The following is a 14,675-nucleotide window of genomic DNA, read 5'->3' on the forward strand; positions in this document are numbered from 1 at the left end:
ATTACAAAAATAAAAAACTAATAAAGATATAGATTTCGTTACCAAACTTAATTATTAATCGTTCCACCCCAGAATCTCACTAACTTCGTTGCAAATAGAGGTGGGTTCAAAAGGTTTGGTGATGATTCCAGCAATTCCCATCTGGGCGAAACGGGCGCGATCGCTCCCTTGGACTTTCGCTGTTAACAAAATCACTGGTATAGCTTCGGTTCCTGAATTTGCCTGAAGTTTTTCGTAGACTGCAAAGCCATCCATGTCAGGCATAGAGACATCAAGTAGAATGGCATCAATAGGTTCCATCTGGGCAATTTTTAATCCTTCTGACCCAGATGCAGCTGTCAGGGTGTCCCATCCTCCCAAGTCTTCTAAACAAGCTTGCACTAATTCGCGGATTCGTTCTTCATCATCTACAATTAACAATTTTTTTGTCATTTGTCATTTGTCATTTGTCATTGGTCATTGGTTATTTGTCATTTGTCATTTGTCATTGGTTATTTATTATTCTCCCCTGCCCCCTGCCCCCCTGCCCCCTGCCCCCTGCCCCCTGCCCCCTGCCTAATTTCCCGGCAATGGCAGAGTGAAGAAAAACGTGCTGCCAACACCAAGAGTACTTTCAGCCCAGATTTGCCCACCGTGCCGATCAATAATACTACGACAGATTGCCAATCCCAAGCCTGTGCCGCCTTTGGTGCGAGAATCAGAGGCATCTACTTGCTGAAATCTTCCAAAAATTGCTTCTAACTTATCTGCTGGAATACCTCGGCCTCGATCCGTTATCTGGAATAGTACGCGGTCTGTTTGCTGTTGAACACTGAGAGTAATAGTAGAATCGGCAGGCGAGAATTTAATCGCATTACCTAACAAATTGGTGAGTGTTTGCACAATGGCATCAGCCGCCGCCCAAACTTGAGCATTGGTAGGGTGGATCTCAAAAGTAATATTTTGCTGATTGGCGATCGCTTGCACTCCTGCTACTGCTTGTTGAATTAAATCAGCCGCATTGCAGGTGGTTTTTTCTAGGACAGCTCGATCCGATTCTAAGCGTTCCAAATCGAGAATATCGTTGACAAGACGCACTAAGCGATCGCTGTCGATGGCTGCAATCTCAATCATCCGCTTGAATTTATCTGGTTTTTTGTCGTAGATACCAGTTTGTAGTAAACCCAATGCGGCGCGAATTGCAGTTAAGGGGGTGCGGAGTTCGTGACTAACGATGCCAATAAACTCACTCTTAATCGAATTAATCTGCTCTAGTTCAGTGATATCTTCGGCAATCCCAGCAATCCGAACTACCTCGCCGAATTCATTTTTGATCGGAAATGCGCGATCGCGAATCCAACGGATTGAACCATCAGGGCGGATAATGCGATATTTTTTATCGTATTGCCCTGCTTTCATCTGTTCAATGAGTTCAATTTCGACGCGCTGGCGATCTTCTGGGTGAATTGCATCTAACCAATCTGAATAGTCGCGATACAAGTCCTCACAATTTTTTTGCCAGATGGTTTGGTATGCATTGCTCACATATAGAACTTGCTGATTTTGAATATCGGTCATCCAAAATACTGCTTGGATGTTTTCTGCCAACTGACGAAATTTTTCTTCGCTGTGGCGTAAAGCATCTTCGATGCGTTTGCGTTCAGTGATATCTTGGTGAACCGCAACCAGAACGTCGCCGTAGTCGGGATGTCTGAATACCGAAGCCGTCACACTACACCAAAATGGCGTACCATCTTTTTTAAAATTCTGGACTTCGTAGGTGGCTTCAGTATTTTGTAAAACGGCAGACAAAGTGGCTTGATTTACATTTTTAGTAGTTACTGATTTGGTGACACAGTTCGCAATCGAAACGTGTTGACCGTTGAGTTCACCAGAGTCATAGCCAAACATCTGCTCGAATTTCGGATTAGCATAGACAATGATTGCATTATCAATTTTTACTAAGCAAATGCCTTCCCCCATATTTCGGGTGATTACAGCCTGAAGCTCCAGCATTTGCGCCTGTTCTAAAAGTGTGAGTTGGGTTTGTTGCTGCTCTATAACTGTTTTTCGCAGGCGATCGTTCGTCTCTGTCAGTTGGGCAGTGCGTTCTTGCACCCGTTGCTCAAGTTCGGTATTCAGTTGTTGTAGGTCAATTTCTGCCTGTTTGCGCTCTGTTAGTTCTGCCTGTAACTGTTTGAACAAAGCTGCTTGCTGGATAGCAATGCTTACTTGCGCTCCTAGCTGCCGCAACAGAGTAATTTCTGAAGATTGCCACTCACGAGGAGCTCTACATTGATGAGCTGCTAATAATCCCCACAATTCATCTCCTACGGAAACAGGAACGACCAGATTTGCCCTCACTTGGAGACTTTCCAAAAATTCAACGTGACAGGGACTAATTCCAGCAGTATAAATATCAGTTTTCGCAGTGACTAAGCCTTGTTTAAAGGGTTCGACGTTCTCTTCACCAATGCAAGGGTCATAAATCTGGAGTGGTAAAAGAGCCATGCAGTCCGGTGCAACAGACTCAATCACAATCGTTCCTCCCCAACCTGGATAAAATTGGAAGATAGTGACGCGATCGCACTCCAGAAATTGCCGCACTTCATCAACAGTAGTTTGCAAGATATCTTGTAAATTGAGCGATCGCCGGATACGCTGGCTGATCTCCATCACTAAGCGCTGTTGCTCAAATTGCTGTTGCAGCGTTTCTTGTGCTTGTTTGCGCTCGTCAAGAGCTATCCGCAGTTGCTCGGCATTTTCTTGAGACAATTGTTGGTTGAGTTGTTGAATCTTCCGTCTGCTGTACTGAAGATTGCCTGTCACCAGGTTAATTATCAAGGCAACTAGGAGGAAAAGACCTAGCCGTAATATATCTCCTGGTTGATTAATCCTCAGTTGATATTGAGGGGGAATTAAGTAATAATCAATTGCCAGTGTGGAAAGGACAACTGTAACGATCCCTGGTCGAAAGCCACCATACCAAGTACTTACAATAATAGCTATATAGAAAAAAGCACCAATGGTTCGAGAAAGCAGCAGTTCTAGCCAGAGTGACAGCAGCAGGGCGATCGCAGCTGAACCAATAGCCACACCGTAAGCTAATAATTGCTGATAATTTCCGATCACGCTTTACTTCTCCCTGCCTGAGAGCGCCAACGAGTTCTTTGAATGCGGCTCAATACCCGTGTCACAAGTTCTGGCCCTAGTACTGGCTTGCTGATAAAATCATCGGCTCCGGCAGCAAAAGCTTGCTGAAGAAATTCTGCTTCCGTATGGGCTGTAACTACTAAAATCGGTAAATCTCCCCACTGGGCATCCTGACGCACGACTTTACACAACTCTAATCCGTTGACTATCGGCATTTCTAAATCTAGCACCACCAAATCAGGAGATGTTGCAATCAGCACCTTCCAAAATTGTTGTGATTGGGAGAGGGTGATTACTTCCAGTCCCCAAGGAGTTAACAACGCTGATAATCCAGCCAGCATTACAGGATCGTCGTCTACAATCAAAACTTTGGCTTCGGAAGTTTGAGGTTGAGGTAAGACACGAGCGATCGCTTGAAAAATCTCCTCGGTTGTCGCCGGTTTATGCAAAAATTGTCTAGCTCCTAAACGCGATACTTTCAGTCGTTCTGCTAGGCTATCTCGTCCGGTAAAAACAATAACTGGGATATTTGGCGATCGCTCTACTATCTCGCTCAATAATATTAATCCGTCTTCCTCTGCTGTTGTAAAACTCAAATCCAGTAAAACAGCATCAGGAGTTTTTAAGGAAAAAAGCGATCGGGCGGTTGCTAAGTTTGGTGCAACCTTCATCCTGATTCCCCATGAATCGGCTTGTGCTTGCAACTGCTTTGTCAGCATAGTATCATTATCGATTACTAACAGCCGATGAGTTTGCTTCATCGGGACGCTTGGAGCAGTGGAAGTGACAGCAGGCTTGGTTAACTCTTGCTGTAATGCTGTTACCAGTTGCGAGAAATTAGAGATTTGCTCTGGAGATAGCAAGGAATCTTCAAGCAGCAAATGCTCTATTTTCCGTGCAAGGCGAGAACCCTCTGGATAACCGAACGACCCCATTGAACCTGCTAGCTTATGAGCTTCACGCAATGCATTCTGCTGTAAATCTTCATTTAAATTTCCTGCCAAGAGTGCGGTTTTTGCTTGCTCTAGCACTGCAACCTGTCCAACAAAGGAATTACGAAATCGCTCCAGCACCCGATTTACAGAAGTCATATCTTTGGGGCTGGGTTTTTTCTTTCCATATTGATTCTTTTCTCCAACAGACATGGGGCGATTAGGTGCAGGCTTGATCCGATAGCCCATGCCATATACCGTTTCGAGAAATTCTTCTGCTATACCTGCTGTTTTCAGTTTCTTGCGCAAGTCTTTAATATGAGTCGTAACTGCATTTTCAGTCGGTGCATCCCCAAATCCCCAAAGCCGATCTAGAATCACTGCACGACTAAAGATCCGGTCTGGGTTTTGCAAAAACAACTCCAGCAGTTTGTATTCTGTGGCTGTGAGGAGAATTTCCTGCTCATTACAAGTTACTCTGCCGGCACTTGGATCTAAAGAGAGATTTCCCCAGGTTAAAATAGATGATGAGATCGCCCCATTGCGTCGTAATAAAGAGCGAATTCTGGCTAGTAATGCTTCTGGGTCGAAGGGTTTGATGACGTAATCATCTGCTCCGGCATCTAACCCCGCCACAATATCTGCATTAGAATTTTTCCCGGTTAACAACAGAATAGATTTACGGTAGCCTTGCTTTCGCAGTTGCCGACACAAGGTAATCCCATCCAGTTTTGGAATTAGCCAGTCTAGCAAAATCAACTCATATTCAGTCGATAATGCTAGTTCTAATCCAACTTGTCCATTGCTTGCAATGTCGATAGTATAATGATTTGCACTCAACAACTCGAAGAGTGCTGTACTCAGTAATACGTCATCCTCTACCAACAAAATTTTCATAAGTTGTATCAAAAGAAGATGCTGATGACACCTTCGCGATCGCAGGACGCACCCTCTGCGCGGTCAAACTTTTGTGTAATTTTAATATATTGTTACAAACAATACAACAAGTTAATTTAAATTTTGCAGTGTGAGATATTTGTTGACAAAAATTAATAAGTAAAGTAGTGTTTCTCCTTTATAAACTAAGACAACTACAGACTTAAACACTGTCACCCCCGACTTAAATCTGTGTCAGTGCATTCGTACTGTATATTTTCTGTTTGATTTCTAGCCAGTTGTGGTGATGAAGCGGTGACGCTTGTGCTGCATCCACCTTAAGGTGGTTGGGAGAGCGTGAACGTCAACAACTGGCCATTGGGTGGGATTTTGAGATGGGAATTAATCCCTTGTAGAATTTTCTCAATGTCCCTGTAACCCTGTTGATATATAAATTAAAACTACAACAGAAAAACTTTGGATGCCAAATTGCCAAAAGCACTCAACACAATAGACTTCTTACAAAAGTAACAAATGCCAAGATGTTGGGGAAAGGTTAGGGACTTCCAATTAAAAAAATATTCCGTCGCTTAGAAGGCACTTCTTGCAGAGGGAGAGAAAGTCGTATTGATAGGAATGAAATGGGATAATTTATTTACTGGAAGTCCCTTAAAAGGTAAAGGGGAAAAATTCCATACCTTTACCCTTTTCCCTTTTCCCCACAATGCCATAAACGCTATATATATTAGGAGGATCGGCTAAATTTGCAATCATACTTTGTATGGTAGTTCTGCACCCACTTTCAGATTTCATCGACTGCGATTTTGCGATCGCTGACTCATCTTGTAGCTATTGGTACGAAGGGTGTTGTCCGCAAACTGGCGATTGCCTAAAAAAATTACCCCGCACTTCAATGTCCGAAGCGATCGCCCACGGACTAATGCAACATCTTGCCAAGAATGACTGTTATTCCCGTGAAGGCAAGATGTATGGAATCCTATTAGTTGAACTGTCTAATGGCGAACAACGGGTACTAAAAGCTTTTTCTGGTCTTTTGAATAGTTGCAGTGTCGTTGAGGGCTGGGTGCCGCCAATTCCGGGACGAGATGAAGTTGCTTTCGAGGAAAGCCGTACTTTGGCACAGTTGGACGCGATTAAGCAAGAAATTATTACCTTGAAGCAACTAACCGAACGCCAGCAATATGAAATCCTGTTTAATGACTTTGAGCAGCAGTTACAAGCAATGAGCGATCGCCATCGCTATTGCAAACATCAACGACAAGAAAAACGTCAGCAAATCTGCAATACACTCACTGCCGAAGCGCTTACTATTGCCCTTGAACAACTCGATGAAGAGAGTCGTCAACAGGGAATTGAGCGACGACAACTTAAACGCCAACAAAATGCTGTATTACAGCCCCTCCAGCAATTAATTGCAGCAACGGATGCGCGAATTAGCGAACTGAAACAACAGCGCAAAGCACTTTCTTGTCAATTGCAAGCTCAAATGCACGCTAGCTACAGCCTGACTAATTTTTCCGGGCGATCGCAATCATTGCAAGAATTGATGCCAGGAGGTTCTCCTACTGGCACAGGAGACTGTTGTGCCCCAAAGCTGCTTCATTATGCGGCAACACATAATCTCAAACCCTTAGCAATGGCAGAATTTTGGTGGGGTGAGTCTTCTGCAAATCAGAATAAAATTCCGGGAGAATTTTACGGAGCGTGTGCCGAGCGATGTCAGCCATTGATGGGGTTTTTGCTCTCAGGCTTGAAACCTCCCCTCCCTGCTAGGGAAAAGGGAGTAAGAAGCCCCTCTGATAGGCTACGGTGTATATACAAGTCCTTCTCACCCCCTCTAACTCCCCCTTGGCAAGGGGGAGAACTGAGAACCGAATATTTCCCCCCTTTACAAGAGGAAGAACTGAGAACCGGATATTTCCCTCCTTTACAAGAGGAAGAACTGAGAACCGAATATTTCCCCCCTTTACAAGAGGGAGAACTAGGAACCGGATATTTCCCCCCTTTACAAGGGGGGATTAAGGGGGGTAAACCCACATTGCCAAGATGTGCGTACACAGAGGTCACTTTACCCATTATTTATGAAGATGAATGGCTGATTGCTGTCAACAAACCTGCTGGATTACTTTCAGTACCTGGTCGTTATCGCGATCGCCAAGATAGTGTTTTGAGTCGCTTACGTCATTTGTTACCTGATGGGATGGCGCTTATATCTGTGCATCGCTTAGATCGAGAAACTTCCGGGATTTTGTTGTTGGCACGCGATCGCCAAACCCATCGGCAACTCAGCCAGCAGTTTCAGCAACGCCAGGTTCACAAGGTTTATGAAGCCATACTTTCCGGTGTTTTGACAATTGAGCAAGGTAAAATTGAACTGCCATTGTGGGGAGATCCTGAAAATCGGCCATATCAAAAAGTTGATTGGCAGTATGGTAAACCCAGCTTGACACACTTCCAAATAATGGCGAAAGAAGGAGACTACACCCGCGTAGAATTTACGCCACTAACAGGACGCACTCATCAGTTGAGAGTTCATGCAGCTGATGCGCAAGGACTTGGAATAACTATTTTAGGCGATCGCCTTTATGGATGTAGTGCAGTTACTAGTCGGTTACATCTGCACGCCAGAGAACTTCGCTTCGAGCATCCGCAGTTAGAAAAAACGTTGCATTTACAATCAATTCTGCCCTTCTGACGCATTATCTTACAGCATATTTTAAGGAAAGTGAGGTACAGAAGCTAAGTCTGTTACCCGTTTTATATCAAGTCCAGGTAATTAGTTCTGATTCCCACAATCATTGCATCCCACCAAAGCTTTGCTTTGTCTCCCCTAACAGCTAGCCTATTGCTTTTTAAATTTGTATGTGATAATTTCTGCTTGTAGTTAATTCAACGGTTATCCGACCGACTTATAGTACTTAAAAAATTAATATAGCTGCTAAGAGGCTTCCTAATAAAAATATCCAACTACAAATGATTGTGGGACACCCCACAAAATTGGATGATTTATTTCTTGGAAATTCCTAAATGAGAGGTAAAGGCGAGAGTGCTGGAGTTGACTTCTAGACTCTCATTCTTATCTTCTCCTTTTATAAAAGGAGCCGGAGAGCAGCACTTCTCTACAAGAGGCTGCACTTCGACTACGCTCAGCGATCGCGCCAACGGCTACGCTCTTTAACCGAGGAGAAGTTGCAGTAAGTTTTCCCCTATACACCTCCCCACCTCTGCCTCTTGTGTCCAGTTCTCAATTCCCAATCTGGCGATCGCAAATCTAAAATTCAAAATTGTATGACTAAAGTATTGATTCTCGATGCCAACAAACAACCGTTATATCCAGTACGCATCAGCCATGCTAGGCTGCTATTGTCACAAGGTAAAGCTACTGTATTTCAGCGATATCCTTTTACTATCATTCTGAAGGAGTCCCTTTCTCATCTAAAACTTGAGCAACTTGGCTTTAAGATTCATCCTGGTATTAAAATAAATCGTAATTGAATTCTTAATTACGATTTACAACTTAGTAATTAGTTAATCTTTACCGCCTCCTAAACAGAGGAATATAGATGACGAACCACACTATTTTAGAACCGTTACCAGAAGACCAATGGTTTATTGAGAGCCAGGAACTACGATCCTTTGTAGCAACAGTGCAAGAAATTAGCGCTAGCGCTGTTAACGATCGCACACAAACTCTCGCTAGATTAGAACCCTATTTTCAAGAACTCCTTGCCCAACAGCAATGGCTACCCCAAAAGTTTGCCCAAGTTAATCTCGAAAGCCGGATGGGTGGCGGTATTGGTCAATGGTTGCTTTATCGCGCTAAAGATCGTTCGCTGTCGGTATTCAGTTTGGTAATTCCCCCAGGTTCAACAACTCCTGTCCACGATCATTTAGCCTGGGGATTGATTGGTTTATACAAGGGCGATCAAGAAGAAACAGTCTATCGCCGTGTAGATAACAGTGATGTAAAAGGGCACGCACAATTACAAGTAACTGAAGTGCGTAGCCTTCAACCAGGTGATATCTACCGCCTCTTACCACCAGATGGTGATATCCACGCCGTTAAAACCACATCCCAGAGCGCATCTGTATCCATCCATATTTTAGGTAATGATACTGGTTGCGTCTTGCGTCACCAGTTCATCCCAGAATCTCACAGCGTCAAATCCTTTCGCTCTGGATATTCCAACGCTCCCTGTAAAGAAGAGGAGGAAAAAGAACATGGCCAATTATATTAGACCAAAACCCCCAGTTTTCGAGCGAGTTGAAGACGAACGCCTCCACCGCAAGCAACGTCTCGCCGCCGCCTTTCGCCTGTTTGGTAAGTTTGGTTTCAGTGAGGGAATCGCAGGCCATATTACGGCTCGCGATCCTGAGTTTACAGACCATTTTTGGGTCAATCCATTCGGAGCATACTTTGGTCATATCCGAGTTTCTGACCTGATTTTAGTTAACAAAGAAGGTGAAGTGGTTAAAGGCGATGCTGAGGTAAACCAAGCTGCTTTCGCCATCCATTCTCAGATTCATGAAGCTCGACCTGATGTCATCGCCGCGGCTCACGCTCATTCACTTTATGGTAAAGCCTGGTCTAGTTTGGGGCGTCTCCTTGACCCCTTGACTCAAGATTCTTGTGCTTTTTACGAAGACCATGCCCTGTTTGACGATTTTACAGGTGTTGTTTTAGAAACTTCTGAAGGTCAGCGATTGGCGCAAGCCTTGGGGCCAAAGAAAGCCATAATTTTACGTAACCATAGCATTTTAACTGTGGGACATACAGTCGATGAAGCTGCCTTTTGGTACATTAGCTTAGAGCGATCGTGCCAAGGCCAACTGTTGGCTGAAGCTGCGGGTAGACCCACTACTATCAAACACGAAACAGCCCGTTTAACACAAACTCAAGTAGGGGTCGCATGTAAGTGGGTGGTTTAGTTTCCAGCCGCTTTACGATCGGATTGTACGCGAAGAACCCGATTTACTAAATTAGTGCTGTGTTTTTTGGCATTAGGATAATAAGCGGGGAAGTATCCAGTTAAAGCACTTCCCGCTATTGTGATGTCAACTAAACTTAAATTTATTTATATACTCCGGTAAACCTATAAGTTTATAGTATTACTATAGCTCAGAGAAATCATTTTGATGATTAACCAAATCTTTCGCCGCTTAATTCCCAAGTGGATATCGTTGATAAAAATCAGGAATATCCCATTTAACAACCAACATAAATTATTCTTTTCTTCTCCTTTACCAGTAGTAGGCGCTTTTGTTACAGGTCTTTGTCTGAGCTTGCTATTTGCTGCTTGTTCATCGACACCGACTGTTAATGCCCCTAATCCCAGTGCCACATCAGTTAGTAATTCTGCTTCTAGTAAAGCAACAGTAGTCAGATTTGGCTATCAAAAATCGACCATTTTGCTTAGAACTAAGGGTGTTTTAGAAAAGCGTTTGGCACCAGAAGGAATAACTGTAAAGTGGACTGAATTTCAAGCGGGGCCACAACTACTAGAAGCGATGAATGTAGGTAGTATTGACATTGGCCCTGTGGGAGAATCACCGCCAATTTTTGCCCAAGCAGCGGGAACATCGCTAACTTACGTTATTGGTACTGCGGCTACTCCGGCTAGTTCTGCAATTCTTGTTCCTCAAAATTCGCAAATTCAAAAAGTTACTGACTTGAAGGGCAAAAGAGTTGCCTTTCAAAAAGGTTCTAGTGCCCATTTATTGTTAGTCCAAGCTTTAGAAAAAGCAGGATTGAAATATACAGACATTGAACCTAAATATTTGGCTCCGGCTGATGCTCGTGCTGCATTTGTGAAAGGGAGTGTGGATGCTTGGGTAATTTGGGACCCTTTCTATGCTGCGGCTCAAGAGGCAACTAAAGCCAGAGTTCTGATTGATGGCACAGGAATTAATAAACAGGGAGGATATTATTTGATGACTCGCAAATTTGTCACTGAAAATACCCAAACTGTCAAGGCAATAGTGGAGGAAATTAAAAATCTCGAAGAATGGTCTAAACAGAATCGAGAAGAGGTAGCAAAAACTCTCGCACCTGTGTTAGGAATTGATTTAGAAACGATGAAAAAAGCAACTAACAGACGGACTTTTGGGATTGTACCAATTGACGATAATTTGATAAATCTACAACAAGGTGTTGCAGATACATATTATAAATTGAAGTTAATTCCCAAACAGATAAATGTGAAGGATGCAATGTTGACAAAAGAAGAATATGCTGCTTTCTCACCAAAAACTTAAACTAGTACAATGAATCGGCTGTAGGGGCATAGAAATGTATGCACCTACAGATGAAATTGATATTAGTAGCAAATTTGAAAATGTAAATCTTGGAATTGATTATGACTAATCCTACAGAACTACTGCGATCGCGCTACGGTGAAATTCCCTTCAACCCGGAAATTGCATGGAATGATTCGCTAACAGCACTACTATCTCACCGTTCAATTCGGTCTTATCTAGCCGATCCTTTACCACCGGGAACTCTGGAATTGCTAATTGCAGCCGCCCAATCTGCATCTACTTCCTCGAATTTGCAAACTTGGAGTGTGGTAGCAGTCGAAGATCGACAGCGCAAAGAGGAGTTATCCAAGCTAGCGGGAAACCAAGCACATATTAAGCAGGTTCCTTTATTCTTGGTTTGGTTAGCAGATTTGGCGCGTTTAAGTCACGTTGCTGACAGTCGCGGCATATCTCATGATGCGCTGGAATATTTGGAAATGTTTGTAATGGCAACAATTGATGCAACGTTGGCAGCGCAAAATGCCGCAGTTGCAGCTGAGTCACTTGGTTTAGGAACAGTCTATATCGGTGGAATCAGGAACCACCCGCAAGAGGTAGCACAGATATTGAATTTGCCCGACTCTGTGTATGCTGTATTTGGGCTATGTGTAGGCTATCCAAATCCGGAAGTAGAAGCGGCGATTAAGCCAAGGTTGCCCCAGTCAGCTGTGCTGCATCGTGAAACTTATAAATTGACAGAACAAGAAGAAGCGATCGCTCACTACAACGACATCATCAAAGAATTCTATACTGAACAAAAGATGAATGTTCCTGGCGATTGGTCAGAACACTCAGCCCAACGCATCGCCACTGTAGAATCATTGAGAGGACGCGATCGCTTGCGTGAAGCTCTCAATAACCTTGGCTTTCAATTGTTGTAAACAAGAATAATCAAGATTATGGATTTGCAACTCCGTGGCAAAGTCGCCTTAGTGACAGCTGCTAGTAAAGGTTTGGGCAAAGCTACAGCGAGGCAATTTGCCCGTGAGGGTGCAAAAGTTGCCATCTGCGCCCGCAGTGAGTTAATTGACAAAACTGCTGCCCAGATTGCAAGCGAAACAGGTACAGAAGTGCTATCTCTGCGTGTGGACGTTACCATTCAAGAAGATATTGAACGAGTAATTAATGCCACAGTGGAAAAATTCGGCGGGTTGGATATCCTCGTTACCAACGCCGGAGGCCCACCTGCTGGCACTTTTGACGATATTGATTTGGCAACTTGGGAAACTTCGCTCGACTTGACTTTGCTGAGTGCGGTACGTCTGGTAAAGTATGCTTTACCTCACTTACGCCAATCTAGCGCACCAGCAATTCTGACCATCACCTCAACCTCAACTAAACAACCAGTCCAAAATCTGGTTTTATCTAATTCCATTCGATTAGCAGTGATTGGTTTAACGAAAACTCTCAGCCAAGAACTGGGTAGCGATAAAATTCGCGTCAACAGTATTCTTCCAGGCTGGACATATACAGAACGGGTAGAAGAATTAATCGATGCCCGCATCACTAAAAGTGGTGAAACGAAAGAAGCAGAAATTGCTAGAATCAATGAGACAGTCCCTTTGGGTCGTATGGGGACACCTGAAGAGTTTGCCAATGTTGCGGTATTTCTGAGTTCACCAGCAGCCTCATTTGTGAACGGAGTCATGCTGCAAGTAGATGGCGGAATTATTCAAAGCACATTTTGAGCGGCTCGATCCATCGAACAGAATTCAGGAGTCAGGAGTCAGGAGTCAGAATTCAAAATGAATTCTCTACGACTGGCGGCTAGCGAGTCATCGTACCCTTACGCAGTTTTCTCCTGCCCCCGTTCGACTACGCTCACGGCAAGCCTTCCTCTGCCCGGTTGTTGAGTTTCGACTACGCTCAACTGCCGCGTAGTCGAAACACTACCTTCCTCGAAAAACTAACTTTGACTACTTTCATCATTTCTTCAATTGTTCTAAATAGACAGCAACCACTCTCATAATGCTGTTACATCTTTGTTAAGAATAGTTACAACTTCTTAACACAAGGAAATATTGATTATGGAAGTCTCACTTGAAAAGAATGCACCACATCGGGTTGTGATCGTTGGTGGCGGCTTTGGTGGACTGTATACAGCAAAAGCTTTGAAGAAAGCAAATGTAGATGTTACTCTTATTGATAAACGTAACTTTCATCTATTTCAGCCGCTTTTATATCAAGTTGCCACAGGTACGCTATCACCTGCTGATATTTCTGCACCATTACGATCTGTATTCAGCAAAAGCAAGAATACAAAAGTGTTGTTGGGAGAGGTAAATGATATCGATCCAAAAGCACAACAAGTTATTTTGGGTGATGAAGTAGTACCTTATGACACATTGATTGTCGCCACAGGTGTTAACCATTCCTATTTTGGTAAAGATAACTGGAAAGAATTTGCTCCTGGCTTGAAAACTGTTGAAGATGCCATAGAAATGCGCCGCCAGATATTTTCGGCATTTGAAGCAGCAGAAAAACAAACCGATCCAGAAAAACGCCGTGCTTTGTTGACTTTTGTGATTGTCGGCGGTGGGCCTACCGGTGTAGAATTATCCGGCGCGATCGCAGAATTAGCATACCAAACTCTCACAGAAGATTTCCGCAGCATCAACACCTCAGAAGCGAGAATTTTACTATTGCAAGGTGGCGATCGCATCCTCCCACACATTTCACCAGAATTATCGAAAGTAGCAGCAGAATCTTTGCAAAAGTTGGGTGTGGCTGTCTATACCAACACCAGAGTGACAAATATTCAAGGTAACATCGTTACTTTCAGACAAGGCGATGAATTGACAGAAATTACCTCAAAAACTATCTTGTGGGCAGCAGGTGTTCAAGGTTCGCCTATGGGGAAAGCCCTAGCAAAAAGTACAGGTGTAGAGTGCGATCGCGACGGACGTGTGATTGTAGAACCGGACTTGTCTATCAAGGGTTATAACAACATTTTTGTAGTGGGAGATTTAGGCAACTTTTCCCATCAAAATGGTAAACCCTTACCTGGTGTTGCACCTGTAGCTAAACAACAAGGAGAGTATGTAGCTAAACTCATTAAACGCAGGCTGCAAGGTGAGACTTTGCCACAATTTCGTTACAATGACGTAGGTACTTTGGCGATGATTGGGCAAAATCTAGCTGTTGTAGATTTAGGCTTAGTCAAACTCAAAGGTTTCATTGCTTGGCTGTTTTGGCTAGTAATTCACATCTACTTCTTAATCGAGTTTGACACTAAAGTAGTAGTAGCAATTCAGTGGGGATGGAATTATATCACTCGTAATCGTCGCTCTAGATTGATTACTGGTCGAGATGGTTTTGTAGAAGGAAAAACTCTTAACAAGAGGGTGCAACAGCCTTCTGGGACACTTCTGTAATATCATGTTCGGTAAAGACTTATTATTAAGACAGTAACGGTGC

The 14,675-nt window shown here is 43.6% G+C and carries 10 protein-coding genes and 1 pseudogene; 8 read left to right on the forward strand and 3 right to left on the reverse strand.

Going from position 1 to position 14,675, the window contains the following annotated elements; all coding sequences use genetic code 11:
- Positions 1-54: 54 nt before the first annotated feature.
- From NSTCB13_RS09835 to NSTCB13_RS09845, 3 genes are all read right to left on the reverse strand, one after another.
- Entirely contained in the window at positions 55-432 is a 378-nt protein-coding gene (locus NSTCB13_RS09835; protein ID WP_448269542.1) for a response regulator, read from the reverse strand.
- 123 nt (positions 433-555) lie between these two features.
- A complete protein-coding gene (locus NSTCB13_RS09840; RefSeq protein ID WP_448272153.1) occupies positions 556-3,111 on the reverse strand; it encodes an ATP-binding protein in 2,556 nt (851 codons plus the stop codon).
- Positions 3,108-4,961, reverse strand: coding sequence for a response regulator (locus tag NSTCB13_RS09845; protein ID WP_445629398.1), 1,854 nt, complete (start codon positions 4,959-4,961; stop codon positions 3,108-3,110). The genes NSTCB13_RS09840 and NSTCB13_RS09845 overlap by 4 nt, the downstream gene beginning before the upstream one ends.
- A gap of 760 nt (positions 4,962-5,721) precedes the next feature.
- Between NSTCB13_RS09845 and NSTCB13_RS09850 the strand changes: the two genes are divergently transcribed.
- The 8 genes and pseudogenes from NSTCB13_RS09850 to NSTCB13_RS09885 all read left to right on the forward strand — a co-directional run bounded on the left by NSTCB13_RS09850 (position 5,722) and on the right by NSTCB13_RS09885 (position 14,632).
- A complete protein-coding gene (locus tag NSTCB13_RS09850; protein ID WP_448272154.1) occupies positions 5,722-7,656 on the forward strand; it encodes a pseudouridine synthase in 1,935 nt (644 codons plus the stop codon).
- A gap of 593 nt (positions 7,657-8,249) precedes the next feature.
- A complete protein-coding gene (locus tag NSTCB13_RS09855; RefSeq protein WP_445629402.1) occupies positions 8,250-8,456 on the forward strand; it encodes an RRXRR domain-containing protein in 207 nt (68 codons plus the stop codon).
- Between the two features lie 68 nt (positions 8,457-8,524).
- The gene (locus NSTCB13_RS09860) at positions 8,525-9,199 is read left to right on the forward strand and encodes a hypothetical protein (protein ID WP_448272155.1); all 675 of its coding nucleotides are present in this window, start codon (positions 8,525-8,527) and stop codon (positions 9,197-9,199) included.
- Positions 9,183-9,945: pseudogene (locus NSTCB13_RS09865) on the forward strand (class II aldolase/adducin family protein). The gene NSTCB13_RS09860 and the pseudogene NSTCB13_RS09865 overlap by 17 nt, the downstream one beginning before the upstream one ends.
- A 152-nt stretch (positions 9,946-10,097) precedes the next feature.
- Positions 10,098-11,216, forward strand: coding sequence for a sulfonate ABC transporter substrate-binding protein (locus NSTCB13_RS09870; protein WP_448272157.1), 1,119 nt, complete (start codon positions 10,098-10,100; stop codon positions 11,214-11,216).
- Between the two features lie 101 nt (positions 11,217-11,317).
- Positions 11,318-12,139, forward strand: coding sequence for an NADPH-dependent oxidoreductase (locus NSTCB13_RS09875; protein WP_448272159.1), 822 nt, complete (start codon positions 11,318-11,320; stop codon positions 12,137-12,139).
- 18 nt (positions 12,140-12,157) lie between these two features.
- Complete coding sequence (locus NSTCB13_RS09880) at positions 12,158-12,946, forward strand: SDR family oxidoreductase (protein ID WP_448272161.1); 789 nt, start codon at positions 12,158-12,160, stop codon at positions 12,944-12,946.
- A gap of 339 nt (positions 12,947-13,285) precedes the next feature.
- The gene (locus tag NSTCB13_RS09885) at positions 13,286-14,632 is read left to right on the forward strand and encodes an NAD(P)/FAD-dependent oxidoreductase (protein ID WP_448272163.1); all 1,347 of its coding nucleotides are present in this window, start codon (positions 13,286-13,288) and stop codon (positions 14,630-14,632) included.
- Positions 14,633-14,675 lie beyond the last annotated feature (43 nt).

It is taken from the genome of Nostoc sp. DSM 114160 (assembly GCF_053470305.1).

Coding starts and splice junctions, on each gene's coding strand:
- NSTCB13_RS09850 (WP_448272154.1), top strand. CDS start 5,722: ATGGTAGTTCTGCACCCACTTTCAGATTTCATCGACTGCGATTTTGCG.
- NSTCB13_RS09860 (WP_448272155.1), top strand. CDS start 8,525: ATGACGAACCACACTATTTTAGAACCGTTACCAGAAGACCAATGGTTT.
- NSTCB13_RS09835 (WP_448269542.1), bottom strand. CDS start 432: ATGACAAAAAAATTGTTAATTGTAGATGATGAAGAACGAATCCGCGAA.
- NSTCB13_RS09880 (WP_448272161.1), top strand. CDS start 12,158: ATGGATTTGCAACTCCGTGGCAAAGTCGCCTTAGTGACAGCTGCTAGT.
- NSTCB13_RS09875 (WP_448272159.1), top strand. CDS start 11,318: ATGACTAATCCTACAGAACTACTGCGATCGCGCTACGGTGAAATTCCC.
- NSTCB13_RS09870 (WP_448272157.1), top strand. CDS start 10,098: ATGATTAACCAAATCTTTCGCCGCTTAATTCCCAAGTGGATATCGTTG.
- NSTCB13_RS09845 (WP_445629398.1), bottom strand. CDS start 4,961: ATGAAAATTTTGTTGGTAGAGGATGACGTATTACTGAGTACAGCACTC.
- NSTCB13_RS09885 (WP_448272163.1), top strand. CDS start 13,286: ATGGAAGTCTCACTTGAAAAGAATGCACCACATCGGGTTGTGATCGTT.
- NSTCB13_RS09855 (WP_445629402.1), top strand. CDS start 8,250: ATGACTAAAGTATTGATTCTCGATGCCAACAAACAACCGTTATATCCA.